Origin of the sequence: Rhodococcus sp. NPDC006774, assembly GCF_040636045.1 — a bacterium.
Classification (GTDB): domain Bacteria; phylum Actinomycetota; class Actinomycetes; order Mycobacteriales; family Mycobacteriaceae; genus Rhodococcoides.
This window is the reverse complement of sequence record NZ_JBEYIW010000004.1, coordinates 16,154-34,537: the sequence shown is the minus strand read 5'-3', so window position 1 is coordinate 34,537 and position 18,384 is coordinate 16,154. Positions and strand designations below refer to the sequence as shown.

The 18,384-nt window shown below is 64.2% G+C and carries 18 protein-coding genes; 10 read left to right on the top strand and 8 right to left on the bottom strand.

What is annotated here, in order from left to right; all coding sequences use genetic code 11:
- Positions 1-258 precede the first annotated feature (258 nt).
- Both fdhA and ABZ677_RS07510 read left to right on the top strand, forming a co-directional pair.
- On the top strand, positions 259-1,476 hold the full coding sequence (fdhA, locus tag ABZ677_RS07515; RefSeq protein ID WP_358367931.1) for a formaldehyde dehydrogenase, glutathione-independent: 1,218 nt from the start codon (positions 259-261) through the stop codon (positions 1,474-1,476).
- 27 nt (positions 1,477-1,503) lie between these two features.
- Positions 1,504-1,707, top strand: coding sequence for a zinc-ribbon domain-containing protein (locus ABZ677_RS07510; protein ID WP_037192361.1), 204 nt, complete (start codon positions 1,504-1,506; stop codon positions 1,705-1,707).
- A gap of 59 nt (positions 1,708-1,766) precedes the next feature.
- Here the strand turns inward: ABZ677_RS07510 and ABZ677_RS07505 are convergent, their stop codons facing one another.
- Positions 1,767-2,924 carry a beta-ketoacyl synthase N-terminal-like domain-containing protein gene (locus tag ABZ677_RS07505; RefSeq protein ID WP_358367928.1) on the bottom strand — a complete coding sequence of 386 codons (1,158 nt, stop codon included), beginning with the start codon at positions 2,922-2,924 and terminating at the stop codon, positions 1,767-1,769.
- 192 nt (positions 2,925-3,116) lie between these two features.
- Between ABZ677_RS07505 and ABZ677_RS07500 the strand changes: the two genes are divergently transcribed.
- Both ABZ677_RS07500 and ABZ677_RS07495 read left to right on the top strand, forming a co-directional pair.
- A complete protein-coding gene (locus ABZ677_RS07500) occupies positions 3,117-4,724 on the top strand; it encodes a diguanylate cyclase (protein ID WP_358367925.1) in 1,608 nt (535 codons plus the stop codon).
- A 113-nt stretch (positions 4,725-4,837) separates the two neighbouring features.
- Positions 4,838-5,770, top strand: a complete 933-nt coding sequence (locus ABZ677_RS07495; protein ID WP_358368576.1) for an arabinofuranosidase — start codon at positions 4,838-4,840, stop codon at positions 5,768-5,770.
- A 14-nt stretch (positions 5,771-5,784) separates the two neighbouring features.
- On the opposite strand, the gene ABZ677_RS07490 is transcribed toward ABZ677_RS07495, so the two are convergent.
- The 3 genes from ABZ677_RS07490 to ABZ677_RS07480 form a co-directional block, all read right to left on the bottom strand.
- A complete protein-coding gene (locus ABZ677_RS07490; protein ID WP_358367922.1) occupies positions 5,785-6,810 on the bottom strand; it encodes a phosphotransferase family protein in 1,026 nt (341 codons plus the stop codon).
- Positions 6,807-8,018 (bottom strand): acyl-CoA dehydrogenase family protein, encoded by a 1,212-nt coding sequence (locus tag ABZ677_RS07485; RefSeq protein ID WP_037192355.1) that lies wholly within the window; start codon positions 8,016-8,018, stop codon positions 6,807-6,809. The genes ABZ677_RS07490 and ABZ677_RS07485 overlap by 4 nt, the downstream gene beginning before the upstream one ends.
- A gap of 97 nt (positions 8,019-8,115) precedes the next feature.
- A complete protein-coding gene (locus ABZ677_RS07480) occupies positions 8,116-8,727 on the bottom strand; it encodes a TetR/AcrR family transcriptional regulator (RefSeq protein WP_037192353.1) in 612 nt (203 codons plus the stop codon).
- A 152-nt stretch (positions 8,728-8,879) separates the two neighbouring features.
- Between ABZ677_RS07480 and ABZ677_RS07475 the strand changes: the two genes are divergently transcribed.
- Genes ABZ677_RS07475 through ABZ677_RS07465 form a run of 3 tightly spaced genes read left to right on the top strand, consistent with a single transcriptional unit; the run spans position 8,880 to position 12,635 of the window.
- The gene (locus tag ABZ677_RS07475; RefSeq protein WP_358367919.1) at positions 8,880-10,496 is read left to right on the top strand and encodes an AMP-binding protein; all 1,617 of its coding nucleotides are present in this window, start codon (positions 8,880-8,882) and stop codon (positions 10,494-10,496) included.
- Positions 10,493-11,785 (top strand): MFS transporter, encoded by a 1,293-nt coding sequence (locus ABZ677_RS07470; protein WP_358367917.1) that lies wholly within the window; start codon positions 10,493-10,495, stop codon positions 11,783-11,785. Before ABZ677_RS07475 ends, ABZ677_RS07470 begins: the two co-directional genes overlap by 4 nt.
- Positions 11,786-11,840: 55 nt before the next feature.
- Positions 11,841-12,635 (top strand): MerR family transcriptional regulator, encoded by a 795-nt coding sequence (locus tag ABZ677_RS07465; protein ID WP_358367914.1) that lies wholly within the window; start codon positions 11,841-11,843, stop codon positions 12,633-12,635.
- Positions 12,636-12,656: 21 nt separating this feature from the next.
- On the opposite strand, the gene ABZ677_RS07460 is transcribed toward ABZ677_RS07465, so the two are convergent.
- A complete protein-coding gene (locus tag ABZ677_RS07460; RefSeq protein ID WP_358367911.1) occupies positions 12,657-13,196 on the bottom strand; it encodes a TetR/AcrR family transcriptional regulator in 540 nt (179 codons plus the stop codon).
- A gap of 67 nt (positions 13,197-13,263) precedes the next feature.
- On the opposite strand from ABZ677_RS07460, the gene ABZ677_RS07455 reads away from it, so the two are divergent.
- Both ABZ677_RS07455 and ABZ677_RS07450 read left to right on the top strand, forming a co-directional pair.
- Positions 13,264-13,641 (top strand): hypothetical protein, encoded by a 378-nt coding sequence (locus ABZ677_RS07455; protein ID WP_358367908.1) that lies wholly within the window; start codon positions 13,264-13,266, stop codon positions 13,639-13,641.
- 158 nt (positions 13,642-13,799) lie between these two features.
- Positions 13,800-14,624 carry a dienelactone hydrolase family protein gene (locus ABZ677_RS07450; protein ID WP_358367906.1) on the top strand — a complete coding sequence of 275 codons (825 nt, stop codon included), beginning with the start codon at positions 13,800-13,802 and terminating at the stop codon, positions 14,622-14,624.
- A 52-nt stretch (positions 14,625-14,676) separates the two neighbouring features.
- Here ABZ677_RS07450 and ABZ677_RS07445 read toward each other — a convergent pair whose 3' ends face one another.
- The gene (locus ABZ677_RS07445; RefSeq protein WP_037192341.1) at positions 14,677-15,042 is read right to left on the bottom strand and encodes a DUF1330 domain-containing protein; all 366 of its coding nucleotides are present in this window, start codon (positions 15,040-15,042) and stop codon (positions 14,677-14,679) included.
- A gap of 97 nt (positions 15,043-15,139) precedes the next feature.
- The gene (locus tag ABZ677_RS07440; protein ID WP_353955432.1) at positions 15,140-15,823 is read right to left on the bottom strand and encodes a class I SAM-dependent methyltransferase; all 684 of its coding nucleotides are present in this window, start codon (positions 15,821-15,823) and stop codon (positions 15,140-15,142) included.
- Positions 15,824-16,110: 287 nt separating this feature from the next.
- Between ABZ677_RS07440 and ABZ677_RS07435 the strand changes: the two genes are divergently transcribed.
- Positions 16,111-16,902, top strand: coding sequence for a 3-hydroxyacyl-CoA dehydrogenase (locus ABZ677_RS07435; RefSeq protein ID WP_358367902.1), 792 nt, complete (start codon positions 16,111-16,113; stop codon positions 16,900-16,902).
- Between the two features lie 207 nt (positions 16,903-17,109).
- Here ABZ677_RS07435 and ABZ677_RS07430 read toward each other — a convergent pair whose 3' ends face one another.
- Entirely contained in the window at positions 17,110-18,315 is a 1,206-nt protein-coding gene (locus ABZ677_RS07430; RefSeq protein ID WP_358367899.1) for a helix-turn-helix domain-containing protein, read from the bottom strand.
- Between the last annotated feature and the right edge of the window lie 69 nt (positions 18,316-18,384).

Below are 18,384 nucleotides of genomic sequence, written 5' to 3'. Positions count from 1 at the left end.
TTAGTAGTGCCACCCGCTGTGACGTGTGCAACACAGTGTGAGCGCTAACATCGCGTTGCGTCAAGTGCGTGGGACGCATCGGTTCATCGAACGCGAGGCGAAGAGTCTCGCGGGGTGTCCGCTTGCGTCGATTCGAGTTCCTCGGCAACGCACCTATTCGGATCTGTGCATACTGGTGTGACACGGGCCACACGAGCTGATCGGATCCATGATCCCGGCCCGCTGGTCACCCAGCTCACTCGACGAAGAGGAGAACTCATGGCAGACAATCGCGCAGTGACGTACGCCGGACCGGGCAAGGTGGAGGTTCAGGACATCGCTTTTCCCGGCCTGGAGTTGACCGACGGACCTGGAGTGAACCCGGCCAACGTCGGACGCAAATGCGAGCACGGAGTGATCCTCAAGGTCGTCTCGACCAACATCTGCGGTAGTGATCAGCACATGGTTCGTGGGCGTACGACTGCGCCCGAGGGGCTGGTGCTCGGTCACGAGATCACCGGCGAAATCGTCGAGGTCGGCCGAGACGTCGAATTCCTGAAGGTCGGCGACATCTGCTCCGTACCGTTCAACATCGCGTGCGGCCGGTGCCGAAACTGCAAGGAGCGCAAGACCGGAATCTGTCTCAACGTCAATCCCGATCGACCGGGCTCGGCGTTCGGCTACGTGGACATGGGCGGCTGGGTGGGCGGCCAGGCCGAGTACGTCATGGCACCCTATGCGGACTTCAACCTGCTCAAGTTCCCGGATCGCGACCAGGCCATGGAGAAGATCCTGGACCTGACGATGCTGTCCGACATCTTCCCGACCGGATTTCACGGAGCGGTGACTGCCGGAGTCAAACCCGGTGCGACGGTGTACATCGCGGGTGCAGGCCCGGTGGGCCTCGCTGCCGCGGTCGGCGCGCAACTCCTGGGCGCATCGGTGGTGATCGTCGGCGACATGAACGCCGATCGTTTGGCCCAGGCGCGAACGTTCGGTTGCGAGACCGTCGACGTGAGCAAGGGAGCTCCGCAGGATCAGATCGAACAGATCCTCGGGGTGCCCGAGGTCGACGCGGCGGTCGACGCCGTGGGCTTCGAGGCCCGCGGTCACGGAGGAGATTCGTCCCACGAAGCACCGGCAACCGTCCTGAACTCGCTGATGGACATCACCACGGCGGGCGGGGGTATCGGTATTCCCGGACTGTATGTGACCGGGGACCCCGGCGGTGTGGACGAGGCTGCCCAGCGCGGCGCACTCTCGCTCAGTCTCGGCACCGGTTGGGCGAAGTCACTGTCGTTCGCTACGGGGCAGTGCCCGGTGATGAGCTACCATCGTGAATTGATGAATGCGATTCTGAAGGACCGTGTTTCGATCGCGAAGGCAGTGAACGCAACCGTCATCTCGCTCGACGACGCACCGCGGGGCTACCGTGAATTCGACAGTGGAGTCGCGCAGAAGTTCGTCATCGATCCACACGGCATGATCGCGAGCTGACGGAGTCGGGGCCCCTAGGCTGGTGTCATGTTCCTTCTGTTCGGCTTCGGCAGCAAGCGTAAACACATCGGCCAAGGGGCAACCCGCAACTGTCCGCGGTGCCACAACACCACCCAGTGGGCGCGGATGAAGCAATACCAGCAATTCACGCTGTTCTTCGTTCCGGTCGCGCGCTGGAAGCGAGTCGAGTTCGAGGAATGCGGAATCTGCGGCAACACAGCTCAGGTCTGACGTCTGCACGTCGAGCCGGCCGCCTGCGATACGCGGGCTGCCGGCTCGACGAATGCAGCTCATGCAGGAGCCAGTACCACCACCGAGTTGTGTCCGCCCATTCCCAATGACGATTTCATGGTCAACCCTGGCTCGGCAGTGGTGAATCCGTCGAGCAGCAGGGGATGGGCATCGGAGACCTGCGGGGCAGCAGGAACCAGTCCGCGCTCGAATCCCATGACCGCAGAGATGGTTTCGACAGCCGACGCCGCGCCCTGGCAATGTCCCGTCAGCGGCTTCACCGAATACACCTGCGCGTGGGAGTCCAGCACCGTCTCCAACATGGTGGTTTCTGCCGCATCGCACTGTGCGGTGCCGGGTCCGTGGGCGTTGAGATACCGCACCTGCTGGGCAGTGACGTCCGCGTCGACCAACGCCTGCTCGAAGCAGGCCCGCACCTGGGTGAGCGCAGGGTCGATCGACGTGGCATGAAACGCGTCGTGTGTCATCGAGCCGCCGAGCACCCGTGCGTACGAGGCCGAACTGCGCGTCGACAGAACGAAGGCCGTCGCGGCCTCGCCCATTCCGAACCCGCGGCTGCCTTCCTGGAACGGTCGGCAGCCATCCTGCGGCTCCACGTCGACCACACCGACGCCGAGCTCGACGAAGTGGTCGATGTTCTCCGGAGTCAGGGACAGATCGGTGGCGACGAACACCACGTCGTCGACGAACCCGGTATCGAGCCACATCTTGGCGGTGAGCAGACCCGCATTGCCCGACGCGCACATCGCCGAGACGTTCATGGCCGGGCCGTGAAAGCCGTATTCCTGCATCAGCAGGGACACCGGGGTGGACGGCATCAGCGTCAGATAGTCACGAACACGGCGTTCTCCGCCGTCGCGCAGATAGAAGTTGCGCCACTCGTCCACTTCACCCAGGACGACGGCATGGATGAGACCCACTCGTCGGCCGGGCTGCCAGCCCCGCGCCATCGCGTCGTCGATTGCCTCCCGCGCTGCCCCGCGCAGTGCCCGTCCGAATCGGCTGGTGCCTTCGCTCCGGTCCCCGCCGTCGGGGACCTTCGCCAACCAGACCGGATTCTGGCCCGGTCGGGTGAGGTCGTGGTGCAGCGTGGCCGCCGCTTTGCCCGTGGACAGGCCGTCCCACAAGGCGGATGCGCCCCAGCCGTAGCCGGACAGTGCGCCGATCCCGGTGATGTCGATGCCATGAGAGCTCATCGTGGAAATCCGTTTCTTTCGAGGTTCGCGAAACCGGACTCGGCTCGCTCCTTGATTTAGCCCCCCAAACCGGCATCAGGTCCAGTCGGAAAGCGGGACATACAGTCCGAAACGGACGTGAGTCGCCAACGGCACGTTGGTAAGTGGTTCAATCGGTTGTTGACCGTCCGTCTACGATCGCGAGGACCGAGCATGGTTCCAGGGGAGCGTGATGACGTCGACGACCCTCGATCGCGTCCCGCGTCGCCCGGTCTCGCCGATCGCTACCGGGTTCTCGTCGAGCATTCACCGGACGCGATCGGCGTACATCGACGAGGCATCCTCGTCTACCTCAATCCCGCCGGGATGCGGTATCTGCGTGCCGAGGATGCAGCGGACGTCATCGGGCATCCGATCACGAAGTTCATCGCCGCGGAATCGGTCGGCCCCATGCTCGAACGGATCTCCGCCCTCGACTCTCACGGCGCCGCCAGCGCCGCGTCGGAAGCAACGGTGCTGGCCCTCGACGGGACGACGCTGACGATGGAAGCGGTATCGGTGCGCACCGTGTGGAACGGAGAGCCGGCGTACCAGGTCATTCTTCGGGACCTCACCGAACACAAGGCCGCGCAGAAGGCGCTGCAGAAGCAAGCCGCGCTGGTCGAGCACGTCAGCGATGCGATCATCGGTGTGTCCGCCGACGGTCTGGTGTCGAGCTGGAATCCTGCTGCGGAGTCGGTCTACGGGCGACCGGCAGCGGACGTGCTCGGTCGTGAGGTCTCGACGGCCGTCGGGGTGCCATGCGATCCGGCCGCGATTCTCGCTGTGGGCGGGAGGCTGTGCGATTCCCATCGGCGTGCGGACGGGTCCGCGCTCGCGGTGATCGTGTCCGCCGCCCAGATGCCCGACGGCTACGTACTGGTCTGTGCCGACCAGAGTGCCGTGCGCAGAGTCGAGGATCATTTCACCGCGGTCGTGGAATCTCTGGAGGCGGGTGTCGTCGTTCTCGATCACACCGGCCGAATCGAATCGGCGAATCTGTCTGCGAAGACCATTCTGGACATCCAGGTCGGAGTGCCGACTGCAGGACAGGCGTCGGTTCTTCCGTTCCGGGTGTACGGCACCGACGAAGGGCCGATCCACCCGTTCGAGCATCCCGTCGCCGTCACCAGGAAAACCGGCGAGCCCTGCCAGGCGGTGATCGGGATCGAACGTCGCCGGGACGGCCGGAACTTCTGGCTGTCGTTGACGGCGACGATGCTCACCGCGGGCGACCCGAACCCCTCCGTCGTGGCGACGTTCGTCGATATCACCGACACCTACCGGATGAGCATGAAGCTCGAGCATGCAGCGACGCACGACGACCTGACCGGTCTGCCGAACAGGCCGTTGATCCTGGCTCGCCTGGACGAACAGCTGGCCAAGCCCGATCGCGAGGACTCCATGGCCGTTCTGTTCATCGACCTCGACAACTTCAAGACCATCAACGATCTGCACGGTCATACCGTCGGCGACGCCGTCCTGGGGGTGGTCGCACACCGTCTGACGCGTGCTCTCCCGGCCGATGCTTTCGTGGGTCGTATCGGGGGCGACGAGTTCGTGGCGGTCGTTTCGCGTTGTGTGGGTACCGAGGCCGACGATGTTCGTGCCGAATTCGCCACACCCATCACGACCGCGGGGCGGGTGTTGACGGTGGCGGCGAGCATCGGTGTCGTCACCGTCGACCGTGACGACACTCGAAGTGCTCTGGACATCCTCGACGATGCCGATCACGAGATGTACCAGGCCAAGCCCGTTACTCAGTACATTTCGCATTCATAACAACATCGGTAGCAATCTGTTGTATCTGTTACCAAAGGTACGCATGGTGCGTATGCGTCGGACATACTGCTTCGGTGATATCGACCGTGCGCAGGTTCCTGCTCGTCGTACCGATGGTGATCCTGGCTGTCGCCGGACTGCTGTTCTCCGCTGCAGGAACCGGTGCCGCTGCACCCTCCGCGTGGCGCTACACGATGGTGGCCTTCAGCAACGACAGCGATCGAGACATGGATGTCTACCAGTCCAGCGACGGCACCGATTTCACAGCACTGCAGACATCGGCCTACCGACCTCCGTCCGGGGTGGTACGCGATGCGAGCATATTCCGGCACACCGACGGGATGTACTACGCGACGTACACGACCGGCGGCGGCGCGAACGTCGGCTTCGCGCGCAGCAGTGACCGCGTGAACTGGACTTTCCTGCAGAACTTCCCGATCCCGTTCTGCTGCGCCTTCCTGCCGGGCACCGGAGCCGGTACCGGATCGGCCAGCCCTCCCGGATTCAGCGGATCGGCCGGCTTCGCGGACGGACCGTCATTGTCTCCGTTCACCACGAAGGCATGGGCACCCGAGTGGTTCGTCGAGGGCGACCGCGTGAGCATCATCGTCTCGCTGTCGACCGGAGGCGGGTTCGTGCCGTATCTGATGACGGCCATGGATCCGGGCCTGAGGATGTGGAGCTTCCCGGTTCCGTTCGTCGGCATCGGAGCGGACCACATCGACACCACGGTGGTCAAACTGGGGCCGACCTACCACGCATTCACCAAGAACGAGACCCACAAGGTCATCGAGCATTGGACGGCACCGTCGTTGATCGGGCCGTACACCGTCGTTCCCACCCGCGATTTCGGACCACTGAAAGAAGGTCCGGCGGTCATCGAGTTGCCCGACGGCACATGGCGGTTGTACTACGACGACTACACCAACCGGAAGTACTTCTACTCCGACAGTACGGACGGGTTGAACACCTGGTCCGAGCCTCGCGAGCTTCCTGGTGTGTCGGGTACCGTCCGCCATGTCGGCGTGATGAGAGAGCCTGCTTGACAGAGGGTTCCGCGTCAGTCGGTGGCTCCTGCGAGTGCTCGTAGCCCGGCTGCGACGAACTCCCCGGTGGCCTCCGCGGCCTTGCCTGCACCGGCCCCGGTGTCGGAGCCCGACAGCGCGCGGTAGGTGATTCCCTCGCCGATCACTCCGAGCTTGAAGTTGGCGAGGGCGAGGTAGAAGCCCCAATCATGAAGTTCTCGACCGGATTCCACTGCATAGTGTTGCGCGAGGTCGGCCGCGGAGGGGTACCGATCGCTCGTCCACGCAGCGTCGGCGCCGAGGACTGCATCGAAGACCGGTTGGCGGTAGATGCACATCAGAGCAACATCGGTCAGGGGGTCACCGAGCGTGGACATCTCCCAGTCCACCACCGCAGCAACGGAACCGACGTCATCGACGGCGAGAATGGTGTTGTCGACCCGATAGTCACCGTGCACGATGGACGACGCAGATCCTGCCGGTACTGCCGCTTCGAGCGCACGATGCAATCGTTCGACATCGGGCAGGTCGCGAGTCTTGACTCGCTCCCACTGCCGAGCCCACGTGGCGACCTGCCGCGAGACGAACCCGTCGGGTCGGCCGAAGCTGCCGAGGCCCACGGCGTCGGGGTCGACGGCATGCAGCCTGGCGAGCACTCGGACCAACTCGGCGGCGTTCTCGGTGACCTGTGCATCCGTCAGATCGCCAAGATCCTCGCGGCTACGAACGACTCGACCCGGGACGAACTCCACCACGGTCATGGGCGCACCCAGCGCAGAACCGTCCCGATCGAACGCGACGGTCGTGGCAACCGGAACATCGGTGGATGCAAGGGCTTCCGTGACGGCCCACTCGCGGGCCATGTCGTGCGCCGAGGGCGTGAGCCCACTGGTGGGAGGGCGGCGAACGACCCAGGTCGAGGAGTCGTCGTACGCCTTGTAGGTGAGATTGGATCGGCCACCGCTGATCATCTCGACCGACAGTTCTCCGTCGACCTCGATGCCGTTGCCTCGCAGGAACCGTTCCAGCGCCTCGCGATTCATGCCCGGCAGTTCGCTCACGACTGTGCCTCCCGCGCTGCGCGCTTGGCTGCACCGATCGTCCGTTTGGCGATGGCCCACCGGTGAACCTCGGACGGGCCGTCGTAGACGCGGAACGGGCGCACTTCGCGTGAGAGCCTGGCCAGTGGGAGATCGTCGGACACCCCGAGGCCACCACACATCTGGATGCTGCGGTCGACGATGCGGAAGATGGCCTCGGCCGCGAACGTCTTCGCGATCGACGTCTCGTTGCCCGCGTGCCCACCTCGATCGAGCTCGAAGCACGCCACCATCAGGAGCGCGCGGGTGGCGGCGATGTCGATCTCGTTGTCCGCGACCATCTTCTGCACCATGCCGAGATCGCCGAGCTTTCCGCCGAACCCTTCACGCCTGGCCACCTGCGCGACGGCGATATCGTGCGCACGGCGGGAGGCCCCGAGCCAGCGCATCACGTGCGTCATGCGGGCGGGCCCCAGACGCACCTGGGCGTAGGCGAATCCCTCGTCGACGGCCCCGAGCACGTTCTCGTCGGGCACGAACACGTTCTCGAAGAACACCTCGCAGTGACCGCCGATCATCGCTTTGTCCAGAGTGCCGATGTGCCGGCCGACCCTGATGCCCGCGGTGTCGGCGGGGGCGAGGAACATCGTTGCCCCGCCGCGATCACCGGGCGCGCCGGAGGTGCGGGCCATGATGATGAAGAAGCCTGCACCGTCGGCGCCGGTGATGAACCACTTGTGTCCGTTGATCTTCCAGCCGCCCTCGACCCGCTCGGCGGCGGTGGTGAGTGCCGCGGGATCGGAACCGGCACCCGGCGCGGGTTCGGTCATCGCGAAAGCAGACCGCATGTCGCCGCGCGCGAGCGGAGCGAGAAATTGCTCCTTCTGCGCTGCCGACGCGATGTGAGCGAGCATGTGGACGTTCCCCTCGTCGGGGGCACCGAGGTTGAGGGCGATCGGGCCGAACAGCGAGTAGCCTGCTTCCTCGAACACCGGCGCGCGGTCGCTCATCGACAGTCCGTGACCGCCGTATTCGACCGGCGCGTGCGGCGCGAACACGCCCGCGTCCCTCGCGGCCGCTTGCATCTCGATGCGCAGCTCGTCGCCACCGGCGTCGGCGATGTTGCCCAGGAATCGGTCTTCGATGGGAAGCACGTGATGGCGGGTGAACGTGCGCGTCCGATCGATCAGCTTCTCGATGTCGGGGTCGTACGTCAGATCGATGGCCACGATGCGCTCCCATTCCGGTACCGACCGAGCACTCGCTCGGTCTCTGGAAGGTTGACACAATCGCTCGGTCGGGTCAAGGAGTCCGGGGCAGCTACTCCTACTCGCCGGTCGCTGCTCCGACCGTACGACGAGCAATGTCGAGATAGACCGCCACCAGCTCGCTCGGAGGCAGTGGCCCGTCGGGGCGGTACCAGGTGGCGACGCCGACGCACATCGTCGTGACGGCTCGACTGGCATCCCTCGGGTGCGGAGTGTCGAACAGGCCTGCATCGACACCGGCGGCGACGATCGCGTCGAGCAGCCGCTGTTCCTCGTCGCGTTTGGAAATGTAGGCGTCGCGATTCGCCGGATCGAGGCTGCGGATTTCCGTCGAGCACACGAAGGCGGCGTCGCGCCTGTGGATGTGGAACAGCAGCAGGGATTCGACCACTGCGTCGAAACGGTCACTCGGCGACGAGCCGGCACCGGCCTCTGCCGATCGAGTTCGTTCCAACAGCTCGTCCATCGACGCGTCCATGATGCCGACCAGTAGAGCCTGCTTCGACGGAAAGTGGTGGTACAGACCGGGAACCGACAGTCCGGCTCCCGCCGCGATCTGCCGCACCGATGTGCCGTGGTAGCCCTGTTCCACGAACGTGTTCAACGCCGACGACAAGGCAGGGGAGAGGTTCGAGCCCTCGTACGTTCGCCAGGTGGAGGTCGCGGTCATGCGCCCACCGTAGATGGCCGGGCGGCGGGTGTGGTCCCGGAAGCACCCGGTTGACACTTGTTCTGTGATCCGTAACACTACGGAGTGTCGACCGAGCGAGTGCTCGGTCGGTCCATCTCGGCCAGGCCAACGTTCGATCGAAAGAGTCCTCGATGCCCCTCACCATCCTCGATGCCTGGCGTGCCCGCGTGCTCCGGTCGCCCGATCGGCCCGCGCTGGCGTACTTCGATGGCGTCCTCACCGCCCGCGAGGTCGACGAGGCCTCCGACGCTCTCGCCGCCGCGTTCGTGGACCGCGGAGTCACCCGCGGCGACCGCGTCGGCATCTATCTGCAGAACGTTCCCCACTACGCCCTGACGTTCTTGGCGCTGTGGAAGATCGGCGCCGTGGCTCTGATCCTGAATCCGATGTACCGCAACAGAGAACTGCGCCACCTGCTCGACGACGCGGAGCCCGTCGCCCTCGTGTGCGACGAGTCGGATCTCGTCGCGCTCGAAACCTTGTTGCAGGGCAGCACGATTCGGTTCTTCGTGAGCACCAGCGGACTGGATCTACAGACTCGTAACGATCCGCGTGTGTTCGACGCGACGACGCGCATCATGCCGACGCCCGAGAACGACCTGCTCGGCCTCGTCGAGGCCTACCGAGGTCGCGTGATGGACGAATTCGCACCGCAGCCGGACGATCTTGCGCTGTTGGCCTACACCTCCGGAACCACGGGGCCGCCCAAGGGTGCTCGGATCTCGCACGCCAACGCGTTGGCGACAGCCACGGACTTCGGTGAGCGTGTGGGAATGGAGGACGGCGACGTCGTGTTCGCCGTCGCCCCGCTGTTCCACATCACCGGGGCCATGCTCGACGCTGCGGTGGCTCTGGTGCGCGACTGCTTGCTCGTGTTCGCTCACCGCTTCCACGCAGGCGTCACGTTGGACGCGTTCGTCGAGCATCGGGTCACCTACACCATCGGGTCCATCACCGTGTTCAACGCGATCTCCGAGAGCCCGGGCGTGGACCGCAGACATTTCGCCTCGGTCAAGGCGCTCTACTCGGGCGGTGCGCCCATTCCTCCGGCCACCGTCTCCGCGTTCGAGGCGAAGTTCGGGTGCTACATCCACAATGCATACGGAATGACCGAGACCACCGCAGGCGTGATCGCGGTGCCGCCCGGACTCCGGGCACCGGTGGACGCGTCGAGTGGCTCGTTGTCCGTCGGACTTGCGCTTCCTCGCGTGCAGCTGCGCACCCTCGACCCCACCGGGCTACCCACCGAGCCGGGAGTCGCCGGCGAGCTGGAAGTGTCCGGGCCGCAGGTGGTCTCGGGCTACTGGCAGAACCCGGAGGCGTCGGCGTCGACGATGCCCGAAGGTCGCCTGCACACCGGAGACGTGGCGATCATCGACGAACAGGGGTGGGTCTATCTCGTCGACCGGCTGAAGGACCAGATCAACGTCTCCGGATACAAGGTCTGGCCCCGGGAGGTCGAGGACGCCCTCTACGAGCACCCGATGGTGTTCGAGGCAGCCGTGGTCGGTCGTCCCGACGCCTATCAGGGGGAATCGGTCGTCGCGTACGTGTCGGTCCGCAGTGGCTCGGCCGTGACCACGGACGAGCTGATGGCCTTCGCGCGCGATCGGCTCGCTGCCTACAAACGTCCGAAAGACATACACATCATCGACGAGCTGCCCAAGACGCAGACCGGCAAGATTCGCCGCGCAGCACTCAAACCTGTTTCAGCACAGACTCACTCGAGCGAAAGTGGAACCTCATGACCGTCGGATCACCCCGCGACACCCGCTCGACACCGGACATCTCCTCGCGGAAGAGGTCGTTGTTCGCCAGCACGATCGGCAACGTACTCGAGTGGTACGAGTGGAGCGCCTACGCGGTCTTCGCACCGTTCATCGCCGCGGCGATGTTCAGCCAGACCGATCCGGTCTCGGCCCTACTGTCCACGTTGGCGGTGTTCGCCGTCGGATTCCTGATGCGCCCGCTCGGCGGCATCGTGTTCGGCCGGATCGCAGACAAGAAGGGGCGCAAGTTCGTTCTCGTCACCACCATGCTGATGATGGCGGCCGGAAGCCTGCTGATCGGCATCATGCCCACCTACGGGGCCATCGGGGCCTGGGCATCGGTACTGCTGTTGCTCGCACGCGTCATGCAGGGTTTCGCGCACGGCGGCGAGTCGGCGACGGCCTACTCGTACGTCGGCGAGATCGCGCCACCGAACCGACGCGGGATGTGGGGAAGCGTTGCATTCGTCGCAATCTTCGGTGGCTCGGCGCTGGCATACACGGTAGGTGGCGTCATCACCTCGACACTGTCCGAATCGGCTGTCGGCCAATGGGGTTGGCGTATCCCGTTCTTGCTCGGCGCACTTCTGGCACTGTTCGCGTTGTACCTGCGAAAGAACATGGACGAGAGCGACGTCTTCGATTCGGAGCAGAACAAGGTGAAGCAGGCACCGATCGCACGAAAGACGGTCGTCAAGGCAATCGTGTTGATGATCGGGATGACGTCGGGAATCACAGCGGCGCATTACACCTGGACTTCGTACGTGTCGACCTTCGCCATCACGCAGCGTGGAATGAATCCGGACACCGCGTACTGGATGCTCGTCATCGCTCAGTTGATTGCGTTGGTGTCCTTGCCGTTCTTCGGTCGTCTCTCGGATTCGATCGGTCGCCGGCCGATGCTTGCCACCTTCGCCGTATCGATGTTCGTTCTGCAGATCCCGCTGACGATGATGATCTCGACGCAGTGGTGGACGTTGCTGCTCCCGTCCACGGTCGCACTGCTCGTCATCGCAGTCCCGGCTTCGATTCTCTCGTCGACACTGTCGGAGAGCTTTCCCACCCGACTCCGCACGCAGGCGATCGGATTCGCCTACTCGTTCTCGGTAGCGGTGTTCGGCGGAACTGCGCCCTATCTCAACCAACTCTTCCTCGGCCTCGATCTGGGCTGGGTGTTCGGCGTGTACATCATGTTCCTGGCCGCCTTGACCGGTGTCGCGTGCTTCTTCATGAAGGAAACGAAGGGAATTCGACTCGAGGACGTGTGATCCGACCACGGCAGATCTTGCTCCTGACGCGACGTGAGGTTCTACCGTCTGGTTCATGAACAGCAAAGGTTCGATCACCTGGGGAATCGGTGACGTCGCGCGTCGAACCGGCGTCACCGAACGCACGTTGCGGTACTACGAGGAACTGGGTTTGCTCGCTCCGGACCGAGACGGAGGGGGTAGGCGTCGGTACGACGGAGGAGATATTGATCGGCTGTACCGTATTCGACTGCTCCGAGAATTGGGAACTCCGCTCGCCGATGTCGATCCGGACGTGGCGGATTTCCAGCACCTGACTCGGCAACATCTGGCAGACCTGGACCGTCGGATGGCGGACCTTGCTCGGGTTCGCGAACGGGTTCGTGCGGTCGAGGACCGACTACTGCACGGTGCTCTTCTCGGCGACGACGCGCTGTTGGATCTACTCTCGTGCCTGTCGACCGAAGAGCCTGCGGTGACCGGTCGGACCACGTTGTTGGTCTACCGCGACATCGCAGCGGCCCACTCCTACCTCGTCGACGTGCTGGGGCTGGCTCCGGGACCGATCGAATACGACGGTGACCGAGCAGTCCACGGAGAGGTTCACGCCGGTGACGGTGTTGTCTGGTTGCACCGCGAAGCTCCTGAACATCGAATGGTTTCTCCCCTGACCAACGGCATGGTCACCGCCTCGCTCGCGGTCCTGATCGACGACGTCGACGCCCATCACGCTCGAGTGGCCGCAACCGGGGCAGCGATCGACTACGCGCCCGCCGACATGCCCTACGGCGTCAGGGAGTACGGCGTTCGTGATCCGGAGGGGCACCTGTGGTCGTTCCAGACGCCGATCGAAGAACCGGTGACGTCCTGAACCCGCTCTGCCCCAGTGGATCTATCGGTGATCGAGCAGTGACGTCGATGCCGTGTCGGCGAGGTCACTGCCTCCCAGCAGACGCATGAGCAGAAGGCCGTCGAGCACAGCCACGGCAGCGGCAGCCTCTCTGCGTCGGTAGTCCTGGTCCCCGACGACGAAGCCGCCGAGCCATTCGATCCAGCCCTCCACCAAGTGCGAGGCCACGGATTTGTAGGGCTCGATTCCTGCTGTTGCTTGTCCGATGGCCTCGAAGTAGAGCCCGAACAGCGGATCGCACTCAGGCTGGGCCACCACAGGCCACGCCGTCGCGACGAGTGAGCGGTGGTCGGTCGTCGGCACCGAGAACGCCGCGGCCAGCACGTGTTGCAGTCGATCTCCGACTACCGACAGAACGGACGTGACGAGCTCGTCCTTCGTCGGGAAGTAGTAGACGACCATGCGATCACTGATCTTCAAACGCGATGCGAGTCTGCCGAAGGTCAAGCGGCTCAGGCCGTCTTCCAGGGCGGCCTCCAGTGCCACGGACAGCATCTCTTCGCGTGAGTGTTTCTTGACCACACCTTGATCGTAGTGGTCACTACAGGTACCTTTGTTGTAGTGACCACTACAACTCGAAGGAGACGTCATGCGTACACGTTCGACTCCCTTGCTCGCACTGTCGGTTCTGCGATCGACCGCCGGACTGATCTCGTGGGCGAGTCCCGCACATTCGTGGCGTGCCTTCGGCCTCGGACCCATGCATCAAGTCGGAAGTGCGGGGGTGGCGACGCGCCTGTTCGGAGTCCGCGATCTCGCGCTGGGAATGGCGCTGCACCACCCATCCGCAGACGTTCGCAAAGCAGCGGTGGAGGCCGGGATCGCGATCGATGTCCTCGACGTCGCGGCAAGTGTGATCGGTCGTCGGGCAGGTGCGCCGGCTGCGAGTCTGGCCGGAGTGGCGGCAGGCGCAACGCTGTTCGTCGTGCTGGGCGTGGCGATCATCGCGGACTCGGCCGCTTCGTGATCATCCGCATCATCGGCGTCTCGGTCGGGCCGCTGTACCCTCTGGTGCGCGGTGAGGGGCGGTACCGCGGTGTTCTCGCCGTGGTCCATCCGATGATCTAGCTTTGACGGCATGCGTCGGCTCGGCGCGGTGGACCTCTGGCAGAAGGACGCACTCCCATGACCGATGACACGCTGGCCGACTTCGAGCGAACCGACTTCACCGCGGACGGGCGGACGGCGCCCGTGTATCGCATCGGAACCGGGCCGGCTGTGATCGTGATGTCGGAAATGCCGGGCATCACTCCCAGGGTCGCGGACTTCGCGAGAACTGTCGCCGGAATCGGTTGTACGGCCGTCGTTCCGCACCTGTTCGGAGTCGACGGCAAGGATCCGCTGGCCGCGCCACTGGGAGCGCTCGGCACCGTTGCCACCATGTCGCGTGCCATGGTGCCGGCGTGCATCAGTCGAGAATTCACCATCCTCGCCACCGGTAAATCGTCGCGCATCGTGGTGTGGTTGCGCGCTCTGGCAGAGCAGGAGCACGAGCGCTGCGGCGGACCAGGCGTCGGTGCCATCGGAATGTGCTTCACCGGAGGATTCGCTCTCGCCATGGCGGCGGACGATCGACTGATCGCACCGGTGCTCTCGCAGCCCTCACTTCCGTTCGCGGCATCGAAGTCTCGCGGTAGATCCATCGACATCACCCCGGGCGACCTGGACAAGGTGAAAAGTCGTTGTGCAGCAGGGGAGCTCACGGTCCTGGGAATGCGTTTCGAAGGCGACAAGATGTGCCCGCCCGCACGATTCCAATGGCTGCGCGAGCAGCTCGGCGACGCATTCGTCTCGGTGGAACTGCCCGACTCCTCTTTCAACCCGGAAGCATTTGGACCACCGCATTCGGTCGTCACCGAAGGGCTGATCGACGAGCCGGGGGAGCCGACACGGGAGGCGCTGGATCAGGTACTCGATCTGTTCCGTAGTCGGTTGCTCACGACAGATTGAGTATGCGAACCCCTGCTGAGTGACCGAGCAATTCGGTCAGCGAGCCCCGGATTCACGACCACGGAACGGTGGCCTGTAGAACCGCCTCCTTCAACGCGCTGGTCCGCAGTGCCGTCACTGCCTGATAGTCGGGATCGGCCACCATTTCGCTGAATGCCTTGCGCGAGGGGTACTGCACCAGCAGGACCGCATCCCAGGCCTGACCGTCGTCGGCTACCAATGCCGTCGAGCCGTCGCCCGCATACAGCACCGTCGCGCCGTAGCGCGGAAGGAACGTCTCGTCCAGTGCTTTCGCATATTCTGCGTACGAATCGCGGCCACCGTCGGCGAACCGCAGCAGGTTGAGCATCACCACAGGCCCACCGGGGTCTTCTTCCAGATAGCGCTTCAGGTCTTTTCCGCGGGGATCTACAGCCATCGATCGAGTATGCGTCAGCCGACGATCCGATGGAGCGGTAATTGCACCCGCGCACACACCCGCGACGGCACCAACTGTGTGGCACGCAGCCGCTCGCTCATCGACCTCGGCATCGGACAGGTAGAGCGGCAACCCCGAGGGACAGATGTCCCCACGGGCGCAGCAGCCGTGGCCCGGGTAGCCGGTCGGTGTCCAATTTCTCCATCGTGAAGCCGGCGTCCGTCACCAATTCGGGGACGTTGCGAACGAGGTGGCATCCGCCGGCGACGCGTTGCTCGATGCCGTCGAGGCGACGCTGCCACGCGGCAACGCGGGGGTCCGGGGACAGACCGTGCTCGAGGAAGAACAACTTGCCGCCAGGACGAAGCACGCGTCCGATCTCGCGCAGTGCACGAGCGGGGTCGGGCACAGTACACAGCGTGAACGTGCTGACCGCAGCGTCACAGCTGTTGTCGGGCAGGGGAAGCGACTGTCCGTCGAGTCCCACGAAATGGACCGGAATCGATGACGCAGCAATGCGGTCGGCTGCCAGACGCCGCGCGCCGCGAGACGGCTCGACGGCGGCGACGGACGTCACCGCACTCGGGTACACCGGAACGTTGGTGCCGGAGCCGAACCCGATCTCCACGACGTCGCCGCTGAGCCCGGAGAGGGCGCGGGCCCGCAAGCGGTGTACGTAGGACGCGTCGAGCACGACGTCGATCAGTCGGGGGAGCAGGCGGTCGGACCACAAGGCCACGGTGTCCGGCTTTCGTCGTCGGTGCGGTGTCTGTCTGCTCACTGCGTCGGTTCCTCGATAGTGTCGAAAATCCTGCACGGACGGCGGCGAAGGGCCACCGGATACGGATACAACCGACAGTATCGGTGACACCCTGGGCAGTTGGCCATGCCGCTGCCTTGGGGAGCGCGCTCGATCTCCTTCGCCGGCCAGCAGCTCCTCGGGGAGACTCGACCGCTCGTTCAGCGAGTCGATCCGTTGTTGGACCCCGAGGCGGTGGTTCCATGGTCAGCGGTAGAACGTGCAGAGCGGGAAAACCAGTGACTCGATGAATGGGAAGTGTGTCGTCCATGATCGACGTTGAGAAAGTGACCGTATTCGGAACTGGAGTGCTCGGTTCACAGATCATGATGCAGGCTGCGTACCACGGAAAAACCGTTGTTGGATACGATATTTCAGACGAATTATTGGCCAAACTGCCGGATCGCTGGGAATGGATGCGCGGATACTACAAGCGTGACCTGAAGACTTTCGACGAGGCGCGATTCGACGAGGCCATCGAATCCATCACGACCACCACCAGCGTCGCGGAAGCCATTTCGGACGCCGACCTGGTGATCGAAGCAGTTCCGGAGGATCTCGAGCTGAAGAGAAATGTCTGGTCGGATATCGCCGCGTCGGCCCCGCCGAGAACTATCTTCGTGACCAACTCGTCGTCGCTACTGCCCAGCAGTTTTGCAGAGGCTACCGGGCGGCCGGAAAAATTTCTTGCATTGCACTTCGCCAATCTCGTGTGGCGGTACAATACAGGTGAGGTGATGGCAACTGCTGCAACAGATCCCGTCTACTTCGATACAGTTTTGAACTTCGCTTCGGAGATCGGTCTCGTTCCCGTTCCGGTCCGAAAGGAAGTTCCGGGATACGTGTTGAACAGTCTCTTGATTCCGCTGTTGCAAGCAGGAGCCAACCTCTACGTCGGCGGGGTTGCCAATCCGGCGGACATCGACAACGTGTGGCGAATAGCCACCGGGGCTCCCGCCGGTCCGTTCCAGATATACGACACGGTCGGCTTCAACGTCGCAGCACACATCGCGCGCGCGAGCGGTGTCGAGGATCAAGTCGAATTCGCCGATATGCTGTAGAAGGGTATCGACGCGGGAAAGACAGGCCTCGGGGACGGAGAGGGCTTCTACACGTACGATTCCGACGGCCGGCGACTCGATGCTGTCGAGTCGTGGAACATCAACTGAATCGCTCGATCACTGTCCCATTCAGGTGGACGAGACCGCGCAAAGATTCATGCATGGGTGTCCGGGTTTTCGATGTGCCCGGCATTGCTGAACACCGGATCACCCGAGTTGCCGCAGTTGAATCGCAGTGTCCAACGCGAGTCGATGCCACGCAGATCGCGGATCCCGGCCGGTCAGTTCCTGGGCTCGGCGCAGTCGGTAGCGCAGAGTCTGCGGGTGTACATGCAACTGTGACGCGGCGGCCGTTGCGGTGCCGGCGGCGATGAAGGCCGAAAGCCCCTCGAGAATGTGCGCATTCGCCGACTCGGTGAGCGAGCCGAGAACGGTACGCACCACCTCGCTCGTGTCCGCGGTGGGCCGCGCGGTCAACAGTGCCAGCAACTGCCCGTCACCGGTGTCGAGCACGGCACGACCGTCGAACGCGTGATCCGGTGCAGTGTCCAGAGCCTCCGACGCGAGTCTCCACGCGCTGCCGACACCGGCTACGGTCGATCGCTCCACCAGGCATCCACGCACACCGCTCGCTCGACATGCTACGTCGACCTGGGCGCGACCGATCGTCGACGGCAGCAGCAGGATCGCCCGCTGCTCGCGCCGGGTGCACAGATGATTCCGCGTCGTCGTCGACGGCGCGGTGCGATCGGGCGGTGCGAGTCCCAATGCGAGAACGAGAGATTCGACGGTGTCGTCGGTCAGTGATCTGCCTGCGCTGGTCGGCTCCACCACCAGCAGATTCGGGTGACTCGGCAGTTCGAGGTCGAGTTCGCGGGCGCGATCGGCCACTGCTCCTGGCGAATTGTGTCTGCCTGCAAGTAGGTCGTCGAGCAAGAGGGCGTGAGCCTGCGCCCGATTGGATGTGAGTTGTTCGCGCGCAACGATGTAGGCGCCGATGATCTCCTCGGATATTGCGTCGATGGCGTCGAGCACGCCCAGGCTGAGATCGGCGATGTCCGGTGGATCGAGCGCATCGAGGTACTTCGTCGCCACGTGCCGAACGAACACGCTCGACGCGACTCGGTACGCTCTCAGCACGTCGGCCAACGGCCGGCCGTCGGCTGCGCGAGCGGCGCCGATCGCGCGGAATCGACTGTGATCGCGTTCGTCGATAGCGGGGTCGCCGCCCGCCCACAACGTCATCAGGCGACGCAACGACCAGTAGGCGATCGCCTCGACGTCCGCCAACTGCGGACCGTGCAGGTTGCGATAGACCGGGATCGCATCCCGTACGCCCTGCACTGCCGACGCCACCACAGCGACCAGTTCGGCTTCGATCTCGGCTACCACCGCGGCCCTGGCTCGGTACACCGCGGCATCGTCTCACATTTATCAGTGACTGATAAGCCGTATCGTCATTGGAGCAACTTTCCTTGAGTT